Raw genomic sequence first — 24814 nt, 5'->3', positions numbered from 1 at the left:
CATGACCGACCCAACCTTCTCCGTAGTGATCGCCGCCTACAATGCCGAGCTGACTATCCAAGAGACCATCGATAGCGTCCTTGCCCAGAGCGACGAGGATTTCGAACTGATCGTCATCGACGACGGATCGGAAGATCTGACATTGCCTGTCGTGCTTCGCAAGGGAGCTACGGATATTCGTATCAAGGTCGCGACCCAGCCGAACCAAGGGGTTTCCGCTGCTCGCAATCTAGGGGTTGCCAAGGCGCGCGGCCAGTATCTCGCCTTTCTCGACGCCGATGACATCTGGCACTGCGACAAGCTGGCCAGGCACCGCGCGCTGCATGACAGCGATCCAGCGATCGAGGCGAGCTACGCACGGATTGCGTTCTGCCCCGACAAGCCCGGAAAGATCAGGGCCGGCCGCACAAGCTCCACCGTCCGCGAAGGTTACTGCGCGCTCGAGGATGTGGTAATTGAGAATGTCGTATGCACGATGAGCAATCTTGTGATCGAGCGCGACACCTTTCTGGAGATCGGCGGCTTCCACCGCCAGATGCGCCATGTCGAGGACCAGGACTTGCTGTCCCGGCTGGTCGGCGGGGGACGCCTGCTGCGCGGCATTCCCGAAACGCTTGTCGGCTACCGCATGAGCGCAGAAGGCCTGAGCTGCGACTTCCAGGCGATGCTGGCCGGATGGAGAAAGCTGGCCGAGCAGTGGTCGCACGAAATCGATGTAAAGCGCGGCGAGGCACTCTACTGCCGCTACCTCGCGCGCCGTGCACTGCGTTCCGGAACCACCATGGCTCTGGCACGCGATTTTGTCCGCCAGGGGATTGCCAGCGACAGCAAGGCCTTCCTCGGGAATGGCAGTCGCGGTTTGATGACGCTTGGCGCGGCCATCGCCGGCAGCGTCATTCCCGAACGCGCACGAACCATAATTTTCGCCTGATTATCGAGTCTTGAAGGAACCTTGCCATGAGTTTGCCCCGCATGTCCGTCGTGATGCCAGTCTACAATGTGCAGTCCTATATTAAGGAGGCGATCCAATCGGTTCTGGACCAGACCTTTACCGATTTCGAGCTGATTATCGTCGATGACGGCGGCTCTGATGATTCGGTGAAAATCGCGCGGACCTTCGACGATCCGCGCATCCACATCGTGTCGCAGCCGAACCGGGGCCTCGCCGGCGCGCGCAATACAGGCATCGCCTGTGCCAGCGCTCCGTTCGTCGCACTGCTGGATTCCGACGACCGGTGGCACAAGGATAAGCTGCTGCTTCATTATGTCCACCTCCAGGCCAATCCCGACATCGGCGTGAGCTATTCCGGATCGCGGCTGATCGACGAGAATGGAGAGGTCATGAAGGTCGCCATGCGCCCCAAACTTACCGGTGTAAGCGAGGCCGATATTCTCTGCCGCAACCCAGTCGGCAATGGCAGCGCGCCAGTCTTCCGCAAGATAATGCTCGACCGGGCGGCGTTTCGTCATCCTGACGTGCGGAGCCGCACCTGCTGGTTCGACGAGACCTTCCGACAGTCGGAAGACATCGAGCTCTGGGTGCGTCTCGCCTCGATTCATGGCGTGCTATTTGAAGGCATCGAGGGCCTGCTGACCGATTACCGGATCATCAGCGGCGCCTTGTCCGCGAACGTGGTCAAGCAGTATCTCAGCTGGTCGCGCATGCTCGACATCGCGAGGACGAATGCTCCAGACCTGGTGGCGCGCCACGGACCTCGCGCCCGCGCTTACCAGCTGCGCTATCTCGCCCGCCGTTCGGTGCAGCTTGGAAATGCCGCGCTGGCCCGGGACTTCTTTGCTCGTGCGATGCGATCAGAATTGCGCATCATTTTCGAAGAACCGGTCAAATCGGCAACGACCTATGCAGCGATTTGTGTGGCCCAGGTGGCCGGACCGAAAAACTTCCAGCGCTTGGCGCGCCCATTTCTGAAAGCCGCAGCATGATCCGTATCGTCCACCTGCTCGACGACTTCGCCATGGGCGGGGTGAGCCGTGCCCTCTCTCTGTTCGAGGAGCCGACGATGACCCGCCTGTCGCGGTCGACAACACTGGCGATGCAGCGAAACATGAGCGATGCGCCTCTCCTCGACGCCGATCTTATCGTCATCCATGTCCCGCCCTGCTGGAGCCGGCTGCCCTATCTGGCAGCCCTGCGAAAACGCAATCTGCAGGCGCGTATCGTCCAGGTCGAACACAGCTACACGCGATCTTTCGAGCAGCTGCGGGTGACCTCCCCAAAGCGATTCAGGCTCCTGCTTCGCTTGGCGGCGGGCTTAGTAGACGAGCTCATATCCGTTTCGCAGGCGCAGGCACAATGGCTGGTCGAGGCAGGTATTCCCGCGCGGAAAGTCACGACCATCCTTCCCTGGAGCGGGCGCTTCGAGCTGAGCCGCGTGCCCGACAGGATCGAGCATCGCGGCCCATTGCGGTTGCTTGCCTATGGACGCTTCTCGCAGGAGAAGAACTTTGGCGCCTTGATCGAGGCAGTCGGATACTTGCGCCACGACGAGGTCGAGCTGACGCTGTTCGGTGGAGGCCCTGATGAGGAAGCGCTGACGGTTCTCGCCAACGCTATCCCTCAGGTTAACATCATGCCAGCTTGCGGTGATCCGGCACCGTGGCTCGCACAATGCGACGTTGTGGTTATGCCTTCAAAGCACGAATCCTTCGGGCTTGTCGCCACTGAAGCGCGCATGGCTGGCCGAGCCATCCTCGTGGCCAATGTCGACGGCCTGCCCGAACAGGCCTGGGCGGGCGGCGGGCTGGTTGCGCCGCTAGGGACGGCAGAGGAAATAGCGAACGCCGTCAGCGACCTCATCAAAAGGGACCTTACTGCGCTGGGCCGCGCAGCGCGGGCCGGCGTATCAACCCAGCACGACGAAATCATTCGCGGCTGGAAGGAAGTCATCGAGCGTGCGGCTGCGCCCGCGAAAGAGCATCGCTCCCACCAATACAACGAGCTTGCCCGCGCCTGATTGCGACCCCAGGCCTGGCAAGGACCGCCCGCCTCGACCGCCAAACGGTCCCGGCGGGCGGTTTTTATTGGGTGGTAGCCATGTCGCCTGAAGGCGGCGCGGCAAGCGCCTTGCCAATCAGGAGCAGAGCGGGCCAGAACAGGTAGGCCAGGATCTCGAGGTTTTCGCCGAAGGAATAGAGAACCAGCACGAGGATCAGTGCAAAACCGGTGCACTGGACCGCCCCGGCCCTGGCCGTCAAAGCAAGGCGCCCGAGCGTCAGGAAGAGCGGAACAGCAAGGGCAAGTGCGCCGAGAAGCCCCTTCACGAAAAGAAGCCCATACCAGCTGTGATGGCTTCCGATGGGCATGTATTCGACCAGATGCGGCCCGTTTTCCACAACGCCGTGACCGAACCAGAACGCCTCGTTCTCCCACCGCTCTAGCGCGATCCGGCCGAGCGCGGCCCGCACGCGGCTGGAATCTGCCCGGGCGGATGAAAAATCAGCAGCGAGCTGTTCGATGAAAGCGACGAGTTCGAAGCCGAACAGGCCGATCACCAGGACGGCAGCAGCGCCCAGCCACCACAGCCATCCGCGGTCCACACGCGCAGCGGCCCAGACGATCGGCGCGACGATGGCAATGGCGACGAGGGCGAGACGCGATTGCGACAGCAGCGCTATGGCAAGGAAACCCGCTATCCCGACCAGCCGCCACGACCGGCTCTTTTCCTGCGCGGCGATGAAGAGGTAGATTACGGCGACCATCCCTGCAGCAGGCGACCATGGCGCGAAGAACTGCCAGCGCGGCGTGCCTGTACCCGGTTCGATCGTGTAAAGGATTGTCGCGAAATATTCCGGTCCCGGCCCGCCGACCACGCGCAGAGGCGATACCCATAGAGTTTCGGGCAAGCCAATGGACGGAGCGGCCAGGAACAGTGGCAGGATGATGAGCGTCCACATGCCCAGACGGCAGACCGCGCGGACGATAACGGACAGGCGAATGTCCAGCACCGCCCCGGCAAGCGGGAAAAGCGCGATCAGCGCCCAGCCTTTCGCCCAGCCAATCGAACTCTTGATGGTCTGCCCGGTGCCGAGCGAAAAATTGCTGTGGCCAACCCACAAAATCACGAGCATCGCTGCCATTGCGGCGAGCCAGATCCAGACTGTGATTGGGATAAGCGCAAGGCTCTTGCGGCCAAGGTAAAGCTCAACGAAGACCAGCGCGGCGAGCAACCATCCGATCACCGGGCCAGCGATGTAAAGCCCGCCGACCAGCCAGAGCAGCCAGGTGGCCGCTATCGCTCGGCCGGTCAGGCGTTCGGCAGGAGTTTGCGTATGATCGGCTGGCGCAGCCATATCAGCATAAATCCCAGGAGAGTAAGAAGGCTGGCAGCAATTGCACCTGCCAATACGAAAACCGGTGACGGTGCCGACCTTGCGCGGGGAAGCGAAGGAGCCTCAAGCGTTTGGACGAGCGGGTAGGAAGCGAAGGGATCAGACTTGTTCGTGTCCAAGCGCGCCAGTGCCGAGCTGAAGACCGCTTCGGCTACGCGCAGATCGCGCATAAGATCGGCCAAACGCGAGGCCCGTCCCACCAGTTCGTTTGTATCGCTATTCTGCTCGGAAATCTGCCGGCGCAGCTCGCCCAGTGCTGCCTTGTGCCCGCTGCCATTTGCATCGCGTTCGGTAAGCGTAGCGAACAGGCGCTCACGCGTGTCGGTGACGGCAAGGTCGGCAAAGGAAAGGACCTGCGAAGCACCGGCACCGCTTACTTCAGCGCCGCGCCGACCCAGAGCGGAACGCAGCACATCGCGCTCTGCTGCGAGCTCTTCCATGGTTGCATGGGCATCCCCCAACGTCGCCCCGCTTTCGGTATGCTGCGAGGCAACCGCCGCATAGCGCGACAGGAGTTCTCGGAACTGGGGATCTGCCTTGAGGCGCGTCGCCATGCGCGCTTGGCCGAGCGAGATATCGAGCGAAGAAGCAAGCCGACCTGCCCCGCCGCGGCTTTCGGCCAGCTGCACCCGGCGGTCGCGTTCACTGGCCTTAAGCTGGTCTAGGGCGGTCACGCGTCCGGCAAACTGGTCGAGCGAGACGAGGCCGGTCTCGCCCTGAAAATCGAGCAGGGCCTTCTGCGCTTCTTCAACCTTGGCCTCGAGTTCGGCAATGCGCGATGCATCCGCATCCTCGCGTGCGACAGCCTCGTCTGCACGAAGCTTGTCGAGTGCGGCGAGAAACGCTTCCTGCAGCGCGATCATGCGCTTCTGGGCCTGTGCGGGATCGCCGGCAGGCATTTCGACCTCGATGAGGTTCGTCTGGTCGATCAACTTGATTGCCGGAGCCAGGAAATCTCCCTCCTCCTCTTCGGCGCGGCGGGCCGCCTCGCGCAGGACGATGTCCGACGTGAGCAGTCGCTTGTAGTTCTCGGTCGGGCTCAGCGAAGTGCTCGAAAAAGCCGACGAAGTGTTGGTCGTCGCTTGGCCGATGGATTCGAGATTCAGCGAACCTCCTACACCGGTGCCGGGCAGGATCAGCGTCATTCGGCTGTCGAAGCGGTCCGGCGCGAAGAGAACGTAGGCGACCGTAATGCCCCAGATGAGAGCGAGGGGCCCTGCCAGCGCCACAAGATAGCGGCTGTAGCGGCCGACCGAAGGAAGCCCGTCGCGCACAACCACCCAGGCGCGCTGCAGAAAGCGTGGGGGCGGCGGAGCGCTGGTAATGGCAGCAGCTTCCATCACAGCGCATTGTCCAGCAAGATGGCTGGCGTAACCGTGCTCACGCCTTGGGAAATTAGCCCGATCGCTTCAGCCAGATTGGTCCAGCGGCTGTCATAGCATGCAATGGCATCGCCCGGCATGAGATAGGGATCATAGGCATCGCGATCCGCTTCGCGCACGAGCTTCTCGATGTCGCGCTCGATGACCACGCTGCGCCCGTTCAAGGGATTGCGGGAAATCAGGACCGCGCGGCGATCAGACTGCATGAAGCTGCCCCCCACACAGTTCGCAGCGACAAGGGCCTGCAGGAACCGCGTGCCATAGGGAAGCGACGTCGTTTCCTTGCCGATGGCAGCACCGGCATTGTTGTTTGCGCTGCGCGTGAGGTTCGACATGTAGACGCGAATACCGGGAGGCGTGAGGGGAGTCGGTCGGACGAGGTCGGCGTTGAAGCATTGGCGGCTTGGCACGATGATCCGGTCGCCTGCGGTCAGCTCGATATCATCGGCGCGCCAACCATGGACGAGGCCCGACAGATCGAGCTCGACAAAAGCGTCGCCGCGAATAAGGTAGATGCGCTGAACGTCGGCATCGGGGCGCACGCCGCCCGCAGCGCGAATGGCCGTTGCGACCGAGCGCGAAACATTAGCATCGCCGCTCGCATCGCCTTCCTTCAAGCCTATCCGGCTTTCCGGCGTGCGTTCGCCGGCCCAGACAGCCTGGGGTTCGAATACCGCGCCGGTAACAGCGACAGAAACACCCGCGGCCTCTACCAGCGAGACGGTGACCGAATTGCGCAGCGCTCGTACAATACCGGCCTCGACCAGCCTCTGGCGCAGTGTGGCTTCCAAATCGGACAAAGTGCCGCCGCCTGCGCGGGAAGGGGCGACCCCGCGCAGGCGGACGGCGCCGTCAATATCGACGACATAGGTTCCTGTAAGATTGTCGCTGTCGCCCAAGACACGGATCGACAGCCGGTCGCCGGGGGCCAGCGGCGCGCTTTGCGAGGCAAATTCGTTGATCTGTGCCTTGCGATAGGTGTTCAGCTCGCGCGGGGCGGGCCAGTCGCAAGCCGGCGAAACGCGAGCTAGAGGTGTTGCAGCGATCCAGTCACCTTCGGGCTGACCGCTGTGGGAGCCGACAACCTGCTGCGGTGCGTAGAGCGCCGATTGATGATTTGCAGGCGCAGGGCCGGAAATACACCCACTCAACAGGGCAAAAGACACGCACAGGGCGGCACGGGCAGGAATAGAAGCGAAGGTCACGACGCATCTCCAAAAGAGGTTCGCCGGCTACCTTTTCAAGCATCGTGCCAAACGCAAAAATGCGCCGTTCAGGCTTGCCTCCGTTGCAATTCACCATTCCGCACTGCTGCATTTTGCAAGAGCGACCTTTGCAATTTGCGAAAATATGGCGCATCTTGCAATGATCGGGGCGCCGATGCTGAGGCTCCCCCGGACGAAAGGGCTTCAGGCACGTTTCTTGCATTGGACAAGCCTTCAGACAATGCAGCAGGAGTGGCGCGTGAAGGGTATAGTTTTTTCCGAATTGGTCGGTTTCCTCGACAAGGCGGGCGGTCCGGCTTTTGCCGAAAAGGTGTTGGGTGATGCCGGCTTGGAACATGGGGGTGCTTACACGCGTGTTGGGCAATATCCGTGGCAGGAGGCGGTCCGCGTAGTCGAGGCTGCCTCGCGCGAAAGCGGTGCCGAGTTTGCCGATCTGTGCAATCAGTTCGGCTCCTACTTGTTCGAACGGTTCACAGTCCTCTACGCCGACATTGTGGGGCGCTATGAAACGGCGGAGGAGTTGCTGAGCCATGTTGGCGATCACATTCATGAAGAGGTGAGGGTGCTTTATCCCGATGCGCGGCCGCCCGAAGTGCGCGCGCATAGCGAGGGTTCGACGCTGCGAGTCGAATATTCGTCGCACCGCCCCTTCGCGCATATTGCTCATGGTCTCGTCGCAGGCGCGATGAAACACTTCGGCGATGACCGCACACTCAAATGGATCACAGCAAGCGAAGACGGCTCACAGGCCGAATTCGCACTGACGGGGTAACTATGGCGAAACCAAATGTCCTAATTATCGAAGATAGCCCTTCGCTGGCCCTGGGCTACGCCGCCCAGCTCGAAGAGGCGGGTTACCTCGTAAAGCTTGCCACGACTTTAGCAGAGGCGCGCGAAGCTCTTTCGGGCGGGACATTCGCCGCAGCCTTGCTCGATTTGCAATTACCGGACGGCGACGGTTTGACCCTTCTCCAGGCTCGGATTGCCGATGCACCTGCTTTCATCGTCATCACTTCGGACGGCTCGCTTTCGCGCGCCATTGCGGCCATGCGGCTGGGCGCCTTCGACTTTCTCGTAAAGCCTGTCTCGGGCACGCGGCTGCTTTCGACGATCCGCTCAGCTGTCGATCAGGCGCAGGTTAAGGAAAACAAGACACCGAAAGGGCTGCCGAAGGACGACGATCGCTTCCACGGTTTCATCGGGCGCTCCCCGGCAATGAAGCAGGTGTATCGCACCATCCAACAGGTTGCCGATTCCCGTGCCGCTGTCTTCGTCACAGGCGAAACCGGCACCGGGAAGGAAGTGACGGCCGAAGCTCTGCACGCCGCTTCAAGGCGCAGCAGACGGGCGTTTGTCGCCATCAACTGCGGTGCAATTCCGGAAAACCTGCTCGAAAGCGAATTGTTCGGCCATGTGAAAGGCGCGTTTACCGGAGCCGTCGAAAACCGCATCGGCGCGGCCAAAGCAGCTGATGGAGGCACGCTGTTCCTGGACGAAATTTGCGAAATGGAACTCAAATTGCAGGTCAAGCTGCTCCGCTTCCTGCAGACCGACATGATCCAGCAGGTTGGCTCTTCCCGCGCGGAACCCGTGGATGTCCGCATCGTGTGCGCCTCCAACCGCGATCCTTTCCGCGAGATAAGCGAGGGCCGGTTCCGGGAAGACCTGTTCTACCGTCTCAATGTCATCCCGTTGCATTTGCCCGCCCTGCGAGAACGCGGGGACGACATCCTTCTGCTTGCAGGACGCCTCGCGGCCTCAATCGCACAGGAGGAAGGGCGAGGCGAGATGGAGCTAAGCAAGGCGAGCCGCGCCGAGATCCTGGCACACGCCTGGCCGGGCAATGTGCGCGAGCTGCAAAATACCCTGCGACGGGCCATAGTGACGGCACCGGACACCGACATCGAGGTCAATATCCCGCACGGTGCAGCGAGCCGAATGGCGGGCGGCGCCTCGACCGCGTTCCCGCCTTTGCAGGTAGCGGCGCGTCCCGCCGATCCCCATGGGCCGTTCCCTGTCGATCTTTCGGGGCTGAACGGACTGACGCTTGCCGAAATCGAGCGGATAGTCATCGAGGCAGCCATCGAGCGGCAGTATGGCAACATTGCTCAAGCCGCGAAGCGTCTCGCGGTGAACCCTTCGACGATTTACCGGAAGCTTGAGAAATGGAACGAGTAGGCGAGTGCCACTTGATTTTGGTGTAGCTTTGGCAGTGCAGTTATCTTCTCAGCATTAACGAGAAAGCTTCTCGCCGAGCTCCAATAATTTTCGCGTAAATTCTTATGTGACAAAGTCGGCAATGTCTCGCATCACATCTCGCCGCTCTCCGACGATTTGAGCGACAGCTTTCAGAGAAATTTTGATCGACCCTGAACGTGCGGCATGAGGGTGCATAATTACTTTCATAAAGGTAGGGTGACAAGAATTTCCCAATTATTACAGTGCCCATTACTCTCATGTCGGGCGCACCAATTCCGTGTTTTCACTTGTAATGATCCTTTTGCCTAGAAGAAAACAGGACAAAGATGAGCGCCGCGGTCAGCCTCTCGACAGTGTGCCGACTTTATGGCTTCAGGCACCCAGAATTAGCAAAGCCAACATGCGTCCCAAGCCATGATTTAACCCGCATTCGTGAGGTAGGTTCAACCGGTCGCCGCAACAAAGCGGACATAGCGCTGGCTAAATCAGCTTGCCGAAAGCGGCCGGTCATTCAGATTTGTTGTATCGCCTTCGAATGGCCGCTGTTGGGTCTCGGAACATCGACGCAAAATGTCTGAATTTGGGTGGATAGCTGTCTCTCAACGTGGCTGCATCAGTGCTAGCGCTATGGCACTTGAACGCCTGACCTCTTCCCACTGTGGGTGAGCAACAGATTGCTTGTCGTCGCCTTCCGGAAGGTCATCGCATATGCGGTTCAGTGGAGCCTTGACGGCGTCGATGAGCCTGACTTCACCCGCATCGAAAAGCGAACGGCCTATTTCGCCTGCGTCAAAGACATGGTCATCGAAAAAAAGTGAATCACTTCGTCAAACCCGACCACGAGTCCCTCTTCCCGCTGGTTTGACCAATGCCTGCACGGTTCGTCAGTGCAGAGCTCACGCAAGGTGATCAGAAGATCGCGACGCATCCAGGGATACTGCAAGCTGACCCAACTCGGCGGAAAATCTTGGTCCATACACCTTGTTACTGGCGGATCAGGTGGGCGGCAACGTCCACAATGTTGTCGCTGTCCTGCCGGTCCACTTTTAGGTGCGGCTCCAAGCAGCTGAAACGGCAAAAACCGAGTGGGAAGCTGACATCACTATTGGCTGTAGGTCTCGATGCCCGTCGGCAATTTCCGGTAAAAGAAAGGCTGGTTGGCGCTGTCCTTGACGCAAGCGATTATGTCTTCGTCGCTCGGACGCCAACCTTTCACTCCCTTCCAGACTTCGCTTTCGTCAGAAGGGATTATTATGGCGATGGTATGGCTCGTCTTCTCGATCCACGCCAAGCTGGGGCTGCACGACACCAACGCCGAGATCAGCTTGTCGGGGGTCTCGCTGTCGGCAGAAGCGACTTTCGTATAGCCTGGCTGAGTATCATTGGAATCAAACTGGAGAGGAAACTCTAAGGACACGCTATGCGCAGCGGCAACGAGAGGCGGCACTTTGGAGCTGGTGGCTTCCTCGTGACCACCTTTCCCGCAGGAGGTGGCGAGAAGCACTATCAAGACAAGAAATAACTTCGACATAAGATATATTGGCAAGCCATTTGAATGGCTGCAAGTGGGTCGCTTCCTGACGGTCTGCTTTTAGGACCAGCGCCAAGCGGCTGGGAGGTCAAAAACTGGGTGGAATGCAGACGTCAAACGCCCTCAACATATACGTTCGCTTGTTTCGTGATTCGCACTACCTTGTGAAGAAGTTCAGATTTACCATGGTCATGTGTTAGTTGATCAAGTTAAAATCCTGATCAAAGCACAAGGGGTTTCGATGGCCATAAAACCGAAACAGCTAGGACCATGCCTTTTGGCAGCATCGAAGTTCCCTCGAAGTCAGTTATTCTTTTTGGTTTTCGCCGCACTGGTGCTGCCATCTTGCACGTCAAAAGATGAATGTGCCGATTTCCCCGGGAGTTTATCCGAGGCAACTAGGACCGGTGTGAATCTCAGCAATGCATCCAGAACGAACTCTTTGAATGGGGCCATAGGTAAAATAGAGGTGTGCTACAGCAGCACCGCATACGCACAGAACGATGTCGAAAAATCGCTTCAGCGGATATCACTTGGAAGTGATGGAAATTACTACATTTTCTTCAGCTTCATTGGGATTGAGGATGAGTGGCTAGTTTTTAGGGTGAGCCGGAATGGTGTGATCCATTCCGCCTTCACTTATAGCCCCCTCTCCAGATTTGCCGTTCCGGTCTTATCAGAATAATTGCAGCTGATTGAAGCTCGGTGCTGAACGGATAGGGCAGACTGGATCGACGAATTTAGGCTCGCTGCCGAACGTCCGTTGTTGGGTCGTTAGCTGACAGTCAGCTTTCAGGTGCGGTTCCATGCGGCTGAAACGTCAAAAACTGGGTGGGAAGCGGAAGCTAAAGCCTAGTAAGGCACGGGAGTTACCCCGCGGATTATCTACGCTAGTTGTCGCCTTTCCGAGCCCGCGCACAAGTATTTGCTGCTTCAAGGATAGGTCTGGCCATTTGCTCGGCTGGTCCGCCCCAACCTTGAATGGCATAACCACCCCCGTTGCCGCGCAGATGTATGGTATAGTTGGTTTTGACAGCATGCGGCGGCGGAGGGGGACGAAGAGGCCTATCTTCGCCGACCGTGACAAAATCGACGACACCGCCAAGCGATTTTCCTTCCAGCGCCTTAATGGCCGCTTCGATCTCCGGGCATTCGGTTGAGTCCAGGCGGGTAACCTCGGCGTTGTCGGTGAGTACTGCAAGAGGTGATGCCGCAGCTGAAAACATCGCCTCCCGATCCGCTGACCACCAGTGAGTGTTAGGCGACAATCCGATTTCACGAAGGTGAGTGGCAAGCCTCTGAGGATCGAAATTGGCGAGTGCCCATTCCGATAGCGGGTTTGTTTCTCCGTTGTTCGCGACATTTAATGGCACATACGCGCGCCGCAAAATATAAAGACAGGTCTCTGCAAGCGGATCATAAAGCGAACCCGGCGTAGGTTGGCAGTAAACTCTGATCTCGCCAGTCAGGCCATGGCCAAAATCGTTACTCTGCTCAAAACGCAGCAACAGTCCGTAATGCCGAAGCCCCTCAAGCACTTCGGGCTCCGCGAGCAAGGCTTCTGTTACCGGTCCCTTTTTGCTTTCTACCCAGTATCGCCACAGCTGGAATGGCTCACGCATATCGTAGCCGTCTATCGGCTCCTCAAGCGTGGGCGGTATCGGAACCGGAGGAGGTGGAGCGGCCGTAGCCGGAAACGCCAAAAAGGCGCACGAAAGTGTGATAATATTGGCCATGACAACGAAAATTTGCTGTTTCATGGCAGGAGTTTGCCTAGGTAATGGTCTGCCCGCAAGTATTCCCCACGAATTTCGCATGTGCAGAACATCTCAGCGAAGCATATTCCTTTGTTCGTCGCATTGTTCATCGGATGCGGCCTACCAGAGTTGACCAGATGTCCGCTTCTGGGTCTTCAGCTGCCGGTCTGCTTTTGTGTCCAGCTACCCTTTCGAGACGGCGAAGTTGCGAATGCTGAATGGCGCGCATTCCTTGCTGGCCTATTGCGGCCTGCGCGCCGGCCATGAATTCGTTCATGAAGCCATGGCTGACACTGTGCCTCGCAAGCTTGCCGAACAGGTCCTGAAGGTGGAAGCATTGCAGACTATCGAGGCAGTCGAGGGGTTGGACCTTGACGCTTAATGCCGACCAGTTGCTTGCACGTTTTGATGATCCGGCCTTGCTTCACAAGCTGGCCCAGATTGCCATGGATGGCACCCAGAAAATTCCGCAACGTTGGCTGGATACCGCACTGGCTCTGCACCGGCGCGGTCGGGCTGCTCTCGCGCTTGCAACTGGCTTTGACGCATGGTTATGGCATCTTGAAGACGGGGGTTTTGTTGATGATCCTCATGGGAATGAATTGACAAGGCTAGGGGCTGGCGGGGGCAGGGCGGCAGTAATGGCCCGCTGTTTTAGTGGGTACGGTCAACCAGATATTCTGTGGCCGGGATATGGTGAAATTGCCGATAGCCCGCTGTCAGCTACTCCTGTGTCGGGAGAAAACCGGCTGCCCGGCCAAAGTTATCCTAGCGGACAGGTCTGAATCCGGTTCGGGCCTGCGGAACCGGCTTGCTTTGCAGCAGTCTTCCCGCCACGCAGTAATCTTCATGAAAGACATCTTACATTCGCGTTTGTTGCACTGGCTCGGCCTGTCTCTGCCCGGACTGTGGATGCTTTATCGATGGTTCGTGCGGCCGGAAGATTACGGTTATGGCCACATCATCGCTGATAGCGGAGACTGGGCGGCATGGTTATTGATGGTGACGCTTTTTGTCACTCCGATCCGGCTGTTATTCCGCAAGCGACCCTGGGCTATCTGGCTGATGCGGCGCAGGCGCGATTTTGGGGTGGCCAGTTTCGTTTATGCCGCCGGGCACACCATAATATATCTGGCCAGAAAATCGTCTATTGATGCCATTTTCGAAGACTTTTTCGCTGCTGAATTTCTGACCGGCTGGTTGGCATTGGCCTTGTTCCTGCCACTGGCCCTTACGTCCAATGACATTGCAGTCCGCGCACTCAAACGATCATGGAAACGCTTGCACCGGCTTGTCTATCCCGCGACGATCCTGGCCTTTGTGCACTGGGCCCTGTCAGCCTACGATCCGATGACGGCCTACATCCATATCGGAGTGCTGGCCGCCATCGAATTCGTCAGAGTATGGCTGCAAATTCGTCAGAGAGTGACGTAATTACGGAACCGCGCCACTTCCGCTTCATCGACATATTTACCAATTTCACGGTCAAATTCATTCATATCGGCATAGGGACGATATTCCAGAAATTCGCCGATCATGCGGTCGGTCATTCCGGGAATGAGCGCGATTTCTTCACGGGTGGCGCTGTTCAGATTGACTGGCACAAATAGCTGCGAAAGCGTGGCAGTGGCTTCTTCTGGTGTCATGTTCGCGACAAGCACCGCATTCAGATCGGTCACAGTTGCATAGGGCTGTCCAGCAACGATCGCCGCCGCGCGTTCGGGGGTCATCCCATTCATTGCTGCCAGCTGTTCCGCAGTGGCGGTATTAGCATCAGCCACGCCGCCAGCTTTCTCGGTAGCGGTTGATGCATCAGGGGCGGCGGCCATGGAATTGTCTTCTACAGCCGTTTCAGCCGCATCGTCAGCACCTTGTGAACACGCACTCAACGTCATGGCTGTGCCAGCCAATGCCGCTACGAAAAATACCTTACGCATAATAGGACCCTTTCAATTGAACCGTCCCCATAAAGGACTTGAGCGAAAATGCGAACCCTCCACGAAGGCCCGCAACAGCTTCGTGTGCATGGGAAGCATCCAATGCTGCCGCGCAACCGAACCTGCGGGGGTAAAGCAGACCGGCTTCAAGCGGTTCTGCATTTGGCAAGAAATTCATCAGTTCCATTGCGCCGGATCCAGCGCCAGCAGTTCGGACAATTGTGCATAAAGCGCCGGTTCCTCGCGCAGCAACGCTGCGGGTTTTTCGAAGAAGGTGACGATCGCTTCGGCAAAGAACTCTTCATGTCCACTGGCGCCATAAGGGTCGATCAGGGTTGCGCGCCCGCGTTCGACCATTTCGGCATGCTGGTTGAACGCCTCCAACATGGCTTTTTCCCAACTCGCATACGCTTGCCCTTTGCGCAGGATGGGGATGCCGTTCGTATGCCCGGTCAAACTGTCCAGCTGATGAGCAAATTCGTGGATGACGAGGTTATGGCCATCTTCGGGGTTGAGGCCACCTTCCATCGCGTGGGCGGACGATAGAACAACCGGTCCCCGGACCCAGCTTTCACCAAGCAATGTGTGTTTGTCCTCATGGACGACATAGCCGTCATGTGTGGGCCGGTGCGTGTCAAAGGCCGAGGAGTAGACCAGTACGTTTCTCAGCGTATCGTACCAGGCCGGGCTGTTGACGACCAGAAGGCAGGCCTGCGCTGCGATGGAAAGTTTCATTTCCTCTGTAACCTCGAGGTCATCATCGCCGCGAAAGGTAATCTGGTCGAGGAAGACATTCATTTTCCCCTCAAGTCCGGGGCGCAGGGATGCTGGCAAACGGCGCACAATCGGCACCATTTTCTCGACCATTTGCTTTTGTTCCGAAGTCAGCGGTGTCGCCAGCAGCCGGGCACGTTTTCGCTGCCGTGACATATGCCGAAACCAGAATAATGCAGCAATCAGCAGGGGGACGAGAAACAGGAGTAAGGGGTTCATCCGGCAGAGATAAGTGAGGTCCGGTCCATGTTTTAGGGAGCCGGGTGATAATTCGCTCGAATCACTGGCGAAAGACGTTGAATTCTCGTCCGGTTGCCGACTGGGGAGAAAACGATCTCCTGCACTTTATGGATGCACTGCAGGATTTTGCCGGGGCAACGGGTTTCAGCCAGTTTTATGCAGGCCATGTGCCGCTTTACGCATTGCAAATTGCATATCTGCGAAATGACGTAAGCGTGGATGACATGATCGCCTGGCTGGGCACGAATTTTCCGGAAGTCGCGCCCTATGATCATACGCGCAGTCTGTTTTCGCCGCTGGTTGGATATAATCAGTCGGTCAGTACATTCGATCAGGATGGCTTTCGCCAGCTTATGCCGCATGTCAATTTACCCTATCCGGAAGAAGGCGATGCAGGGCTGACGCCGGAAGCGCTCAAGCTGTATCGCGGGCTGATCCTGTTCACCGAACTTAATCACGGTTACATCAACCCGACCATCAATGCGTATGCGAGCGAGATACAGCAAGCGATGCCGCGGCTTGCCAATTAGGCCGTCGATGACATCGCCCGGGGATATGGCAAGGCTTCGGGTATCTTCACCGAAATGACAAATTGGGCGCTCGTTTCGGTTCGCGCCCACGATCTTTTGCCTGAGGCCGAAGCGGAGATGATCGCTAACCGAGTGGCGCATATTATGGTCAACAATCGCGGCTTCACCCGTTTCGCTCAATTTCAGCAGCACTTCCTGAGCCTTACCCGAGCAAGAGCCAAAGGCGCACCGGTTGCTGGTGTGTTGCCAGCCTTGATTCGAAATTTGCCGGAGATCGAAACGGAATAATGCTGCCAATGGCGGGGGTTTATGGATGTTGTAATTAGCGCGCTTCTGCAATCCGCTCGCATTCGTCCGGCCATCGGGGAACGCAATCTTCGCCTGCGTCAGCAGCCCGCCATGTGTGTTGTTATTGCAGCTGGTCCCGAATGCTTCGCAAGGGATGATGGGAATGCAGGGTGCTTTTTTGAATATCCAGTCCGGGCAGATAGCCAAATGCAAGTGCGCGTTCGCTTTGCTTTTCGTTCATCGCCTGGCAGCCCAGATATTCTTTGTTGCGGTTGTGCACGGTCGTCGATCGCTGGTGCTCATCCAGTGACAGGAACATATCGGCCTTCGCCATGAGCTGCGCCATGTCGGCAGCCAGATCTTCGTATCTTACGAACAGCACCGCGTGGAGGTATCGGGCATCTTCCAGGGCCAGTTCATACGCTGCGAGGGCGTATTCGATCAGCTCTGCCGCAGGCTGATCGGTCCATTTCGCAAGGGCCGCTGCCATGGCTTCGGGATGCCGCAGCACAATCACAAATTGCGCCATGGGAAACAGCTGCTGATAAAGGCGCATTCGGGTCAGGTTTACGGGCGATTTCTCAATCCGCCATTGGCCGCCCGGCTCAAACCAGCTGTCCCAATCGGCCGCGATACGCTGTTGGACCGCCAATGTGTCATGGCGCGAACCTTCGACGTGGTGCTGCCGGCGGTCGGCGGCGTAATGGCCGGGTATTCCATGCATGGCGGTATGGGGGATTGCACCCTGCAGATAGCACCCTTCGTTTTCTGGCGCGGGTGACTGGACAATAGCGGCCACTTCCGGGTGCTGCGCGATCAGGCTGGCAACCAGGCTGGTGCCGGTGCGATGCAACCCTGCAACAAAGACATATCGACCTGCAAAACCTCTCACGAGAGGGGCAGGCTTTCAGACGCGTCAATGTTCAGCGCATCACCAACCTCAAGCCCGCCTTCACCGTAAAGATACGCCGGATCGAACTTGCCGAGAGCGATGAGTTTGTCCCCATCGAGTATTGTAATTCGGCCCCGATTGAACTCTGCCGCTCCGCCTTCGCGCAAATCCCGCAAGCTGCGGCTCATGTGAATGGTCGACATGCCGCAGATATTGGCCAGATGTATTTGTGTCAGCGGAGTGTCAAATCCTTTGGAATTGCCCAATCCGACCATGCGCAGCCGATACCATATTTCGGTCAGCAAATGAGCGACCCGGCCTGCAGCCCGCAATTGATTGGATTTCATGATCCATTCGCGGTGGATCGAAGCGTCAAGAAGCGTGCTGAACCAGAAAAGCCGGGCAAGATGTGGCTGATCCTGCAACACGCGCTTCAGGTCTTCGTGCCGGACATAGCCAACATTTGCCTCGCCGATGACAACCAGATCGTGGTCGAGCCGCTTAAGGGCAAAGGCGTGCATATCGACAAAGTCCCCCGGAACCTGAAGTCCCACGATCTGTTCGTCATCACCATCGCGAATGGTGCGCAGCATATAGCCTTCAATCAGCATGGTGCTGAAATCACAAAAATCACCGCGTTCAATAAGGATGTGTTCGCCCTGGAGCGTTTGCGTTTTGTAGATCAGGCTTTCGAGCAAATCCTGCTCGCCGACAGTCATGGCGTGCCGCAGACGGCTCATCAAAAAGCGGCCGGTTTTGGGATGCTGCCCCGCAATGGGGTTCTGTCCCGTATTGGCCTTCTGCAAGGTAACGCCCATCAAATTCACCCTTTACTTGTGCGGTTGGTCAACCTTGGCGATTCCGCTATAAAAATCAATGGACACCGCCCAGTATTCAAGTTTGCCATAACTTATGTTGGGTCACCCTGATCGGGCTTTGGCCGGTGCGGCAGATAGGGTAGGGAGCGCATCCTTGCCCTTCGGGATTTTCACCATTCGCATCGCCTTGATCGCCCATATCCGGCATCCCATAGCGCCGCCTTTCATGGGCGGGATGGAATCGCATTTTCACGGGCTGGCGCGCGGTCTGGATGCAGCGGGCCATTCGGTCACCTCGTTTGCCGCTGGCGGCTCCGATCTGCCGAACCTGAAGGCAATTTGCACACAGCCTTGCGAGGAGATTTACCCGCGTGAGCGGTTTGCCGGGTCCGATGCGCTTCAGGCTTATCAACTGTCAGCATTTCGCCTGGCCTGGGACTGCATCGCCAGCGGAAATTTTGACGCGGTTCATAACAACTCCCTGTTTCCCGAGGTAATCGATTGGGCGGTCCGGGATGGCATTGCCATGGTGACATCGCAGCATGTCCCGCCGTTCAAGGCCATGCGAGAAAAGGTGCATGGCGTTCTTGGCGATGAACGCCAGCAAATCACGGTGACCTCTCGGCATCAAAAGGGGCTTTGGTCTGCGGACGATCCGCCAAACCTGTCTGTGGTGCATAACGGCATTGATCTGACACGTTGGCAGCCGTCAGCCAGGCGGCATGACAGGTTGCTGTGGTACGGCAGGATCACGCCGAACAAGGGTCTTGCCCTCGCAATCAAAAGCGCTGCAATCGCCGATCGGCCGCTCGATATAATCGGCACGATAGAAGACCGCGCTTATTTCGAAGTAGAAATCGCCCCGTATCTGACTGGCAAGATCCGGTATCTGGGCCATCTTTCCGGCCCGCAGTTGCACGAGGCTGTCGCAGCATCGCGGGCTGTGGTCGCGACGCCGATGTGGGACGAGCCCTTCGGACTTGTCGCAGCAGAAGCATTGTCGAGCGGCGTGCCAGTCCTCGCCTTTGACAGGGGAGCATTGCGCGAAGTCGTGGGGCCGTGCGGCATTATTGTGCCGGCGGCCGATATTGCGGCGCTCGCCCGTGCGATGCAGGAGCCAGATTTGCCCGGCCCATCTGTTTGCAGACAGCGGGCCGAACAATGCTTTTCGATCACCCAGATGATTGCGGGGTATGAGCGATGCTATTGCGCAGCCATGAAAGCTCAGGCTGGAACAGGCGGCGACAGTTCAGCCTCCAGTGCTTTCAAGACCACGCTGCTGCTGGCGTAAGGCTGATTTTCCTGCTGACGGGTGAGGGCAAGGTGATGCTCGCCCGGATCGCGCAGCTTCACCCAGCGGCCATTCCGCTTTTCAGCCAGGCCCATCAGCACAAATGCCCTCAGCCAGTGCTGCATCGTTGGTTCGCCCCATTTGTCCAAAAAGCGGTGGGCATTGGCAATAACGCTATCGAGGTGATGCACCGGCGGCATGTGATGGGGGTGATACTGGTGGTACGCCTTTGCCCCGCGCGCCCACCACACATCCAGTCCCGCGCTTGTCGCCTGACGCGCAAAATCCGTGTCTTCACCGCCGTAGCCTGTAAACTGTTCGTCAAACCCGCCGATCGCCGCGAAATCTGTTGCCAGCATAGCAAAGTTCAGGGACCAGAATTGCCGATAATCGCCGCATTTTCCAATCAGTGTTTCGGGCGGACCGGCGCGTTCGCTATGCTTGCAGCCGACCTTGTCGAACATCGCAAAATCCAGCGAGGCTGTGTCGGTTGATGCAGGCAGATAAGCGACTTCACCCATTACGATACCCGGCCCGGCGCTGCACGCGGCGATATAGTCATCAATCAGATCCGGATGCGGGATGCAATCGACATCCAGGAAGACAAGCGTCTCACCGGTGGCCTCTGCCGCGGCTCGGTTGCGTGCTGCGGCCAGGGGTATGCCGCTGCTTCCCAGCAGGATCTGCCGCACGGGAAAGCCCACATCAGGCAGGTCATAAAGCGTATCCTGCATGACTGCGATGACCACTTCGCCCGGCATCTGTCTGCTCACATTCAATCCAGCCAAGAGATTGCGCAAATGATCGTCGCGGCCGTGGGCAAGGGTGCAGATGGAAATGGTCATGCTGATGTGGCCTTCATGGTAATGGCCGTGGGGCGGGGCGCCCATAGCTGGCAGATAAGCTGTTCGACACTGGCCGCTGTTTTCATCGCAACAGCGTCATCCAGAATAGCGCGCTGGGTGGCAGGTTCCAGTTCATCGGCGGCCTGCCAAAGCTGCCGCCAGTCGGCAGCGCTGGCGGGCCAATGACGGGCAAAAGCGGCCACACCGGCTCGGTCCAGTGCTTCGGCCTTGCGCAGTTGTTCGGCAAAATATCGCCATTCGGGGATCATGACCCAGGGTTTGCCTGCTGCGGCAATCATGTGGACAGTCGTATTCCCGCAACTTGAAACCACGCGGTCCGCAGCTGAGATCCAGTCTTCCGGATTATCGACCCAGCCCAGATGTTTCAGATTGTCGGGCGGCGTTTCATGCCATTCGGTCTGTATTTTGCCCAGGCTGACCCATTGGCTGGCAGGGTCCGCGCGCGCGCCCAATGTAAGCGGCGCCGATGGCAGGCCAGTCCCGCCGCCGCCGCCCACCACCACGACCAGTTCCACATCCTGGGCAAGGCCCAGCCGTTTGCGCGCCGCTTCCCGGCTGATGATTTTGCTGACATCCACGCCGATACCCGGCGCGTATAGCGTTTTTTCCCGCATCCATCTCGGCCGGTCGGATTGTTCCAGATCGGCCGCGTACGGTGCCAGCAAAGCGGCTGCCCCTTCATAGGCTGCCATATGGCCAGCATCATGACGGTCACCGTGCTGAAGAACGCACATATGCGGGACAGATGCGATACGCGCCAGTTGGGCAAGCTCTGCCGATACATCAGTGATGAAAAGGCTCGGCTCACTCTCGGCGAACCATTGCGTAATCTCCGCGACAGCTTTGGTCACAGTCTGCCAGCCCAGCGGCGCGCAATGCAATGTCTCGGGCAATGGATATGCATCCATGGCGGGCGTATTGCTGTCACAGGGTTCGAACAGCGATGGAATCCTGATGATCGATACATTGTCGGCCAATTGCGGGAAAATATCATCGCGCGCGCAAAACAGCACGATCTGACGGTTGCCCGCCAGCGCATTTGCAATGGTTGCAGCGCGCTCGGCATGGCCGCGTCCCTGATGATGGACGAAATAGCCGATCGGGTTGGCGGACCTGCTCATGCAGCTTGCTCCATTGCTGATGCACGCATTTCGGCACATTTTCCAGCCGACCGGGCGAGCGCGTCGAGCCCTTCAATCACCCCATCGGCATATCGCGCACGCGCAACGTAAACATGGGGCTTGTGATCGAGCGCCAGAACCGCAGGCTCCGCATTGGCGACCACGATGGCAGCCTTGTGGCTCTCGAGCATTTCCAGGTCGTTGCCGCTATCGCCTGCAACAATGACCGCGCCAAGGGGAATGCCCAGCGCGCGTGCCACGTGCCGGACTGCATCGGCTTTGCCTGCGCGCTGGGGCAACACATCCAGCAATTTGTCGTGGCTGAATATCGTTTTGCACGGGAGCCCCGCTTCGCGCAGCAGGGTAGATGCCAGTTCGGCCCCTTGGCTGCCGCAGGTGAAACTTCGCTTGAAACGCCGCTGCTCGATCGGCAATTGCGGGCGCAAAAATTCGTAATCGGCAAGGCAGCCGGCAATTACATCGGCGTCCCACCCCCCTGAAATCCGGTCGTTGAACGCAGAATCATAGTGCAGGCCGCCGGGCGTCTGCCAATAGATTTCCGACCCCACCGACGTGATGAAAACCGCAGGTTCCGGCAGGTTCCATTCACGCAATATCCGCTGCGCCTCCACCAGCGAGCGGCCCGTCGCGACGCCAAAAGCCATATCCGGTCTTGCGGCCAGATAGCGCACGAACCGGGCGGCAGCCTCGCGGCATCCGGTCAGAGTATTATCGATATCGCAGACCAGAAGCTGCGTTGGCGTCACACTTTCTGGCGCGGCTGGATTTCCGGAAACGATCTTGCGCGAAAGATCCATGAACGCCGCGGCATAGGCCTGCCAGTCCATCTGCGTAATCTGCGCCTCGGCATTGCTGGAAAGTGCCTGCCACAGCGCGTCATTCGACAGCAACCGTTCGATCGCGAAACCGATTTTCTTCGTGTCGTAAGGGTCGACTAACAGGCCATGTTCAATTTCGCTGAGAATATCGACTGGCCCGCCGTGGCAGGTTGCAACAACCGGCAGGCCGTGAACAGCAGCCTCCAGAATAGTCAGACCAAACGGTTCGATCAGGGCCGGGTTGACGAACACGCCGCGAAGTTGCCGCGCAAGGCCGTACAGGCCGCGCACATCGTCTTGCGTATGCTGGCGCGGATAGGCCACGCGGCCATGCAGATCATGCCGATCGATCAGATCCGCAAGCTCGCGCATGACTGCGACTTGTTCAGCTTCTCCGGCTTCGATGGATTGCCGCAGTCCCGGAAGAATTACGAGATTGGCCTTGGCTGATAACACCGGGTTCTGCGCATAGGCCTTCACCAGGGCAGTCAGGTTTTTCTTTCTTACCGGCCGCGCGATAGCCAGAATAACAGGTTTTTCCGGCTGACGCAGAAACGGCGCGATGAGGGTCCGCGCCTTTGCAATATCGGCAGACGAAGCGGGTGCCTGATCGATCCCGGGCCTGATCCGCTGGACCTTGCCGGGACCAATGGGACCATAGTCCTGTATCTGCCGCTCGCACTCATCCCGGGAAGAACCGATGATACAGTCTGCCGCCATCATTGCATCACGCTCCAACGCGATGCGCAAGCCGAGCGCATCGGTCCCTTGGACGCAGGCTGCCGCCTTGTCTTTGGCCAGCGAATGCGCGGTATAGATAAACGGAATGCCGAATTCCTCCCGCACCGCGCGTGCAACTTCGGCAGCATCGGCAAAATGTGCATGGATCAAATCCGGCAGGACATCGCGGCTGCGCAAATGCGCCAGCAATGCGCTGGTGAAATTGGGCCGGTCAGCCGCGAGCGCATCTTTGGTGAGGTATGCGCGGTTGCCACTATCGGTGCGCGTAATGGTAAGTTTTGGCCCGACGTTTTCCATCGGCGCTGCATATTCGCGCCCAAGCGATGGATCGTCGATCAGGCGTGTGACAATCTCGGCCGCAGTAACGTCTTCACGGGCAGCGAGCGCACGCATCGCGCCCAATATATAGGTGATGTGGCCGCCTGTATCTTCGGTGAGACCATAGGCAGGTTTTGCAGTCAGGCACCCACCCAGCGCCAACGCCATAACTCGCATATGCTATCCCTGTCTCAACTCGTAATAAGGAGAACAAAATGGCACCATCGGCGAAATTCGCATAGGTAGCTTTTGTTATGAAAGGGTAGACTACGCAGCGTTAATGCGTTGAATTACATTGGTAAAACAATTGCCGTACTGCCGCCCCTATACGGAGCATAAACTTTGTTTGGTGGCGGCGGGCAGGGGGCGGTCCCATGTGCAGTCGATAATGTTTGATGACCATCCCATTCACGCTTCCGTTCGCCCCACCGGTCGCTCTGCCAGTCAGCCGGGTTCGCTTGCTGCAGACGCCGATGAGGACGCCCGTCTTGCTGCTGCGTTTGAAAGGCATGTGAAGGACCGCAATTTCCCTTGCGTCGGGGCAAAATCTGCATTGGCCCGGGGCACGTTGAAGACGTTGATCTGCCATGATCTGACCAGCAGCTGGGATGATCTGCCGATTCACCGCGAACTGCTGAGATGGTCGAAGGATTACGACAGTGATCCCGCTGGTCTCCGGTCGCTGGCAATCGTTTTTCGCCGGTCCCGCACAATGTCGGAACAGGTGTTCGAACAGCATATGTGGGCCCGCATCCAGTCGCTGTCCGACAAGGATAGCTGGCTTGGACAAAGTGCCGACAGTGCCGTCAGCGGCGATCCTGATGATCCGCATTTCGCTCTGAGTTTCGGTGGACGGGCGTATTTCGTGGTTGGCCTGCACCCGGCAGCTTCGCGTCCTGCCCGCCGTTTTGAACGACCGGTGATGGTCTTCAACCTGCACGATCAGTTTGAAAACCTGCGCAAGGAACAGCGCTACGAACGGATGCGGGACACCATTATGGACCGCGACCGAAAGCTGGCGGGTGACGTAAATCCAATGCTCGGGCGGCATGGCGAAAAGAGCGCTGCGGCACAGTATAGCGGGCGATTGGTGGATGACGACTGGTCATGCCCGTTCAGCAATCCGCGCGAGCAGGCAGAATGATGCAGCCTATCGTCCACATGGCGCAACCTGGTTTGATAGTAAGCCCGGACGCCTACATGATAATTCTGGAAACCATTGCTGGCTGGCAGTATTCTTCCAGCACCCTTCTGCAGGCTGAAGTGGGCACCATGGCCGTCGATGAATTGCCGGACATATTGCCGAACACGTAAGATACTTGTTTGAAAGAACCCCGCACGATGTTGACCCAGCTTAACCCGACTATCCCGGTGACTGTTATCGATAAGGGCGCAGGCTATGCGATTGCCGTGATCGACTATGGGCAGGAACATAATCTGATCTGGGTGACGGCGATTACCTCGACCGGTGAAATCTGGTGCGCTCCCAATCCCAAAGTCCGCATGGACACCAACTGGACCATGGGCCGCTCACTTAATTTGCCCGCACAAGACGGATAAATATCAAGCAGTGAACGCACGGCTTTCGGCGTTCCGGGCGGGTCGCGTGCAGAAGGCGAAATCGACCTGTGGTTGAAGCGGGGTTTTGCACCTATGAGTGGCGACGACCCCGCTCATTCCACCAGCTTACCCGCCACTTGAAAGCTCCACGCCG

The 24814-nt window shown here is 58.3% G+C and carries 28 protein-coding genes; 15 read left to right on the top strand and 13 right to left on the bottom strand.

The window, feature by feature from the left end:
* Nucleotide 1 precedes the first annotated feature (1 nt).
* The 3 genes from GRI44_RS05390 to GRI44_RS05380 are packed head-to-tail and all read left to right on the top strand — an operon-like array spanning nucleotide 2 to nucleotide 2975.
* Nucleotides 2-931 (top strand): glycosyltransferase family 2 protein, encoded by a 930-nt coding sequence (locus GRI44_RS05390; RefSeq protein WP_160600373.1) that lies wholly within the window; start codon nucleotides 2-4, stop codon nucleotides 929-931.
* Nucleotides 932-957: 26 nt separating this feature from the next.
* On the top strand, nucleotides 958-1944 hold the full coding sequence (locus tag GRI44_RS05385) for a glycosyltransferase family 2 protein (protein ID WP_160600372.1): 987 nt from the start codon (nucleotides 958-960) through the stop codon (nucleotides 1942-1944).
* Entirely contained in the window at nucleotides 1941-2975 is a 1035-nt protein-coding gene (locus tag GRI44_RS05380; protein ID WP_160600371.1) for a glycosyltransferase family 4 protein, read from the top strand. Before GRI44_RS05385 ends, GRI44_RS05380 begins: the two co-directional genes overlap by 4 nt.
* Nucleotides 2976-3039: 64 nt before the next feature.
* Here the strand turns inward: GRI44_RS05380 and GRI44_RS05375 are convergent, their stop codons facing one another.
* The 3 genes from GRI44_RS05375 to GRI44_RS05365 are packed head-to-tail and all read right to left on the bottom strand — an operon-like array spanning nucleotide 3040 to nucleotide 6937.
* Nucleotides 3040-4311 carry an O-antigen ligase domain-containing protein gene (locus GRI44_RS05375; protein WP_160600370.1) on the bottom strand — a complete coding sequence of 424 codons (1272 nt, stop codon included), beginning with the start codon at nucleotides 4309-4311 and terminating at the stop codon, nucleotides 3040-3042.
* Nucleotides 4266-5690: a GumC family protein gene (locus GRI44_RS05370; RefSeq protein WP_160600369.1), complete on the bottom strand. Its 1425-nt coding sequence runs from the start codon at nucleotides 5688-5690 to the stop codon at nucleotides 4266-4268. The genes GRI44_RS05375 and GRI44_RS05370 overlap by 46 nt, the downstream gene beginning before the upstream one ends.
* Nucleotides 5690-6937, bottom strand: coding sequence for a polysaccharide biosynthesis/export family protein (locus tag GRI44_RS05365; RefSeq protein WP_332872366.1), 1248 nt, complete (start codon nucleotides 6935-6937; stop codon nucleotides 5690-5692). Before GRI44_RS05365 ends, GRI44_RS05370 begins: the two co-directional genes overlap by 1 nt.
* A 145-nt stretch (nucleotides 6938-7082) precedes the next feature.
* Here GRI44_RS05365 and GRI44_RS05360 point away from each other — a divergent pair, with 145 nt between their 5' ends.
* The 3 genes from GRI44_RS05360 to GRI44_RS05350 all read left to right on the top strand — a co-directional run bounded on the left by GRI44_RS05360 (nucleotide 7083) and on the right by GRI44_RS05350 (nucleotide 9975).
* Entirely contained in the window at nucleotides 7083-7730 is a 648-nt protein-coding gene (locus tag GRI44_RS05360; protein ID WP_232842975.1) for a heme NO-binding domain-containing protein, read from the top strand.
* Nucleotides 7731-7732: 2 nt separating this feature from the next.
* Nucleotides 7733-9136 (top strand): sigma-54-dependent transcriptional regulator, encoded by a 1404-nt coding sequence (locus GRI44_RS05355; RefSeq protein WP_160600368.1) that lies wholly within the window; start codon nucleotides 7733-7735, stop codon nucleotides 9134-9136.
* Nucleotides 9137-9819: 683 nt separating this feature from the next.
* Nucleotides 9820-9975 (top strand): hypothetical protein, encoded by a 156-nt coding sequence (locus GRI44_RS05350; RefSeq protein ID WP_160600367.1) that lies wholly within the window; start codon nucleotides 9820-9822, stop codon nucleotides 9973-9975.
* A 284-nt stretch (nucleotides 9976-10259) separates the two neighbouring features.
* On the opposite strand, the gene GRI44_RS05345 is transcribed toward GRI44_RS05350, so the two are convergent.
* A complete protein-coding gene (locus tag GRI44_RS05345) occupies nucleotides 10260-10688 on the bottom strand; it encodes a hypothetical protein (protein ID WP_160600366.1) in 429 nt (142 codons plus the stop codon).
* Between the two features lie 890 nt (nucleotides 10689-11578).
* A complete protein-coding gene (locus GRI44_RS05340; RefSeq protein ID WP_160600365.1) occupies nucleotides 11579-12448 on the bottom strand; it encodes a hypothetical protein in 870 nt (289 codons plus the stop codon).
* Between the two features lie 208 nt (nucleotides 12449-12656).
* Here GRI44_RS05340 and GRI44_RS14060 point away from each other — a divergent pair, with 208 nt between their 5' ends.
* The 3 genes from GRI44_RS14060 to GRI44_RS05330 all read left to right on the top strand — a co-directional run bounded on the left by GRI44_RS14060 (nucleotide 12657) and on the right by GRI44_RS05330 (nucleotide 13879).
* A complete protein-coding gene (locus GRI44_RS14060; protein WP_269800974.1) occupies nucleotides 12657-12827 on the top strand; it encodes a mannitol dehydrogenase family protein in 171 nt (56 codons plus the stop codon).
* Complete coding sequence (locus GRI44_RS05335) at nucleotides 12817-13230, top strand: mannitol dehydrogenase family protein (RefSeq protein ID WP_269800973.1); 414 nt, start codon at nucleotides 12817-12819, stop codon at nucleotides 13228-13230. Before GRI44_RS14060 ends, GRI44_RS05335 begins: the two co-directional genes overlap by 11 nt.
* A gap of 64 nt (nucleotides 13231-13294) precedes the next feature.
* Complete coding sequence (locus GRI44_RS05330; protein WP_232842974.1) at nucleotides 13295-13879, top strand: ferric reductase-like transmembrane domain-containing protein; 585 nt, start codon at nucleotides 13295-13297, stop codon at nucleotides 13877-13879.
* Here the strand turns inward: GRI44_RS05330 and GRI44_RS05325 are convergent.
* Genes GRI44_RS05325 through GRI44_RS05315 form a run of 3 tightly spaced genes read right to left on the bottom strand, consistent with a single transcriptional unit; the run spans nucleotide 13864 to nucleotide 15312 of the window.
* Nucleotides 13864-14382: a hypothetical protein gene (locus GRI44_RS05325; RefSeq protein ID WP_160600364.1), complete on the bottom strand. Its 519-nt coding sequence runs from the start codon at nucleotides 14380-14382 to the stop codon at nucleotides 13864-13866. The genes GRI44_RS05330 and GRI44_RS05325 overlap by 16 nt on opposite strands.
* A complete protein-coding gene (locus GRI44_RS05320) occupies nucleotides 14375-14569 on the bottom strand; it encodes a hypothetical protein (RefSeq protein ID WP_160600363.1) in 195 nt (64 codons plus the stop codon). The genes GRI44_RS05325 and GRI44_RS05320 overlap by 8 nt, the downstream gene beginning before the upstream one ends.
* A complete protein-coding gene (locus tag GRI44_RS05315; protein WP_269800986.1) occupies nucleotides 14560-15312 on the bottom strand; it encodes a M90 family metallopeptidase in 753 nt (250 codons plus the stop codon). Before GRI44_RS05315 ends, GRI44_RS05320 begins: the two co-directional genes overlap by 10 nt.
* Before the next feature lie 191 nt (nucleotides 15313-15503).
* On the opposite strand from GRI44_RS05315, the gene GRI44_RS05310 reads away from it, so the two are divergent.
* Both GRI44_RS05310 and GRI44_RS05305 read left to right on the top strand, forming a co-directional pair.
* Nucleotides 15504-15926, top strand: a complete 423-nt coding sequence (locus GRI44_RS05310; protein ID WP_160600361.1) for a DUF4932 domain-containing protein — start codon at nucleotides 15504-15506, stop codon at nucleotides 15924-15926.
* 54 nt (nucleotides 15927-15980) lie between these two features.
* Entirely contained in the window at nucleotides 15981-16214 is a 234-nt protein-coding gene (locus GRI44_RS05305) for a hypothetical protein (protein WP_160600360.1), read from the top strand.
* A 121-nt stretch (nucleotides 16215-16335) separates the two neighbouring features.
* On the opposite strand, the gene GRI44_RS05300 is transcribed toward GRI44_RS05305, so the two are convergent.
* Together GRI44_RS05300 and GRI44_RS05295 are read right to left on the bottom strand one after the other, a co-directional pair.
* Nucleotides 16336-17106, bottom strand: coding sequence for a sulfotransferase family protein (locus GRI44_RS05300; protein ID WP_160600359.1), 771 nt, complete (start codon nucleotides 17104-17106; stop codon nucleotides 16336-16338).
* Nucleotides 17103-17846 (bottom strand): Crp/Fnr family transcriptional regulator, encoded by a 744-nt coding sequence (locus GRI44_RS05295; RefSeq protein WP_232842973.1) that lies wholly within the window; start codon nucleotides 17844-17846, stop codon nucleotides 17103-17105. The genes GRI44_RS05300 and GRI44_RS05295 overlap by 4 nt, the downstream gene beginning before the upstream one ends.
* A 232-nt stretch (nucleotides 17847-18078) precedes the next feature.
* On the opposite strand from GRI44_RS05295, the gene GRI44_RS05290 reads away from it, so the two are divergent.
* Complete coding sequence (locus tag GRI44_RS05290) at nucleotides 18079-19215, top strand: glycosyltransferase (protein WP_160600357.1); 1137 nt, start codon at nucleotides 18079-18081, stop codon at nucleotides 19213-19215.
* Here GRI44_RS05290 and GRI44_RS05285 read toward each other — a convergent pair.
* From GRI44_RS05285 to GRI44_RS05275, 3 genes are read right to left on the bottom strand one after another with little or no spacing between them, the layout of a single operon-like run.
* Nucleotides 19149-20060 (bottom strand): glycosyltransferase family 2 protein, encoded by a 912-nt coding sequence (locus GRI44_RS05285; protein ID WP_160600356.1) that lies wholly within the window; start codon nucleotides 20058-20060, stop codon nucleotides 19149-19151. The two genes, GRI44_RS05290 and GRI44_RS05285, sit on opposite strands and share 67 nt — an antisense overlap.
* Nucleotides 20057-21202: a glycosyltransferase family protein gene (locus GRI44_RS05280; protein WP_160600355.1), complete on the bottom strand. Its 1146-nt coding sequence runs from the start codon at nucleotides 21200-21202 to the stop codon at nucleotides 20057-20059. Before GRI44_RS05280 ends, GRI44_RS05285 begins: the two co-directional genes overlap by 4 nt.
* A complete protein-coding gene (locus GRI44_RS05275; protein WP_160600354.1) occupies nucleotides 21199-23277 on the bottom strand; it encodes an HAD-IIB family hydrolase in 2079 nt (692 codons plus the stop codon). Before GRI44_RS05275 ends, GRI44_RS05280 begins: the two co-directional genes overlap by 4 nt.
* 211 nt (nucleotides 23278-23488) lie before the next feature.
* Between GRI44_RS05275 and gntA the strand changes: the two genes are divergently transcribed.
* From gntA to GRI44_RS05260, 3 genes are read left to right on the top strand one after another with little or no spacing between them, the layout of a single operon-like run.
* Complete coding sequence (gntA, locus tag GRI44_RS05270; protein WP_160600353.1) at nucleotides 23489-24244, top strand: guanitoxin biosynthesis heme-dependent pre-guanitoxin N-hydroxylase GntA; 756 nt, start codon at nucleotides 23489-23491, stop codon at nucleotides 24242-24244.
* The gene (locus GRI44_RS05265) at nucleotides 24241-24414 is read left to right on the top strand and encodes a hypothetical protein (protein WP_160600352.1); all 174 of its coding nucleotides are present in this window, start codon (nucleotides 24241-24243) and stop codon (nucleotides 24412-24414) included. Before gntA ends, GRI44_RS05265 begins: the two co-directional genes overlap by 4 nt.
* Nucleotides 24415-24441: 27 nt before the next feature.
* On the top strand, nucleotides 24442-24660 hold the full coding sequence (locus GRI44_RS05260; protein WP_160601301.1) for a hypothetical protein: 219 nt from the start codon (nucleotides 24442-24444) through the stop codon (nucleotides 24658-24660).
* Nucleotides 24661-24814: the final 154 nt, after the last annotated feature.

Origin of the sequence: Allopontixanthobacter confluentis, assembly GCF_009827615.1 — a bacterium.
Taxonomy (GTDB): domain Bacteria; phylum Pseudomonadota; class Alphaproteobacteria; order Sphingomonadales; family Sphingomonadaceae; genus Allopontixanthobacter; species Allopontixanthobacter confluentis.
The sequence above is the reverse complement of the archived record's forward strand: the minus strand, read 5'-3'. Positions and strand labels throughout refer to the sequence as shown.

Bases quoted from the DNA above. Each gene is read 5' to 3' on its own strand.
- GRI44_RS05390 (WP_160600373.1), top strand. From the start codon at position 2: ATGACCGACCCAACCTTCTCCGTAGTGATCGCCGCCTACAATGCCGAG.
- GRI44_RS05385 (WP_160600372.1), top strand. From the start codon at position 958: ATGAGTTTGCCCCGCATGTCCGTCGTGATGCCAGTCTACAATGTGCAG.
- GRI44_RS05380 (WP_160600371.1), top strand. From the start codon at position 1,941: ATGATCCGTATCGTCCACCTGCTCGACGACTTCGCCATGGGCGGGGTG.
- GRI44_RS05375 (WP_160600370.1), bottom strand. From the start codon at position 4,311: ATGGCTGCGCCAGCCGATCATACGCAAACTCCTGCCGAACGCCTGACC.
- GRI44_RS05370 (WP_160600369.1), bottom strand. From the start codon at position 5,690: ATGGAAGCTGCTGCCATTACCAGCGCTCCGCCGCCCCCACGCTTTCTG.
- GRI44_RS05360 (WP_232842975.1), top strand. From the start codon at position 7,083: ATGGCGCATCTTGCAATGATCGGGGCGCCGATGCTGAGGCTCCCCCGG.
- GRI44_RS05355 (WP_160600368.1), top strand. From the start codon at position 7,733: ATGGCGAAACCAAATGTCCTAATTATCGAAGATAGCCCTTCGCTGGCC.
- GRI44_RS05345 (WP_160600366.1), bottom strand. From the start codon at position 10,688: ATGTCGAAGTTATTTCTTGTCTTGATAGTGCTTCTCGCCACCTCCTGC.
- GRI44_RS05340 (WP_160600365.1), bottom strand. From the start codon at position 12,448: ATGAAACAGCAAATTTTCGTTGTCATGGCCAATATTATCACACTTTCG.
- GRI44_RS14060 (WP_269800974.1), top strand. From the start codon at position 12,657: ATGCTGAATGGCGCGCATTCCTTGCTGGCCTATTGCGGCCTGCGCGCC.
- GRI44_RS05330 (WP_232842974.1), top strand. From the start codon at position 13,295: ATGAAAGACATCTTACATTCGCGTTTGTTGCACTGGCTCGGCCTGTCT.
- GRI44_RS05325 (WP_160600364.1), bottom strand. From the start codon at position 14,382: ATGCGTAAGGTATTTTTCGTAGCGGCATTGGCTGGCACAGCCATGACG.
- GRI44_RS05320 (WP_160600363.1), bottom strand. From the start codon at position 14,569: ATGGAACTGATGAATTTCTTGCCAAATGCAGAACCGCTTGAAGCCGGT.
- GRI44_RS05315 (WP_269800986.1), bottom strand. From the start codon at position 15,312: ATGTCACGGCAGCGAAAACGTGCCCGGCTGCTGGCGACACCGCTGACT.
- GRI44_RS05310 (WP_160600361.1), top strand. From the start codon at position 15,504: ATGGATGCACTGCAGGATTTTGCCGGGGCAACGGGTTTCAGCCAGTTT.
- GRI44_RS05305 (WP_160600360.1), top strand. From the start codon at position 15,981: ATGACAAATTGGGCGCTCGTTTCGGTTCGCGCCCACGATCTTTTGCCT.
- GRI44_RS05295 (WP_232842973.1), bottom strand. From the start codon at position 17,846: ATGAGCCGTCTGCGGCACGCCATGACTGTCGGCGAGCAGGATTTGCTC.
- GRI44_RS05285 (WP_160600356.1), bottom strand. From the start codon at position 20,060: ATGACCATTTCCATCTGCACCCTTGCCCACGGCCGCGACGATCATTTG.
- GRI44_RS05280 (WP_160600355.1), bottom strand. From the start codon at position 21,202: ATGAGCAGGTCCGCCAACCCGATCGGCTATTTCGTCCATCATCAGGGA.
- GRI44_RS05275 (WP_160600354.1), bottom strand. From the start codon at position 23,277: ATGCGAGTTATGGCGTTGGCGCTGGGTGGGTGCCTGACTGCAAAACCT.
- gntA (WP_160600353.1), top strand. From the start codon at position 23,489: ATGTTTGATGACCATCCCATTCACGCTTCCGTTCGCCCCACCGGTCGC.
- GRI44_RS05265 (WP_160600352.1), top strand. From the start codon at position 24,241: ATGATGCAGCCTATCGTCCACATGGCGCAACCTGGTTTGATAGTAAGC.
- GRI44_RS05260 (WP_160601301.1), top strand. From the start codon at position 24,442: ATGTTGACCCAGCTTAACCCGACTATCCCGGTGACTGTTATCGATAAG.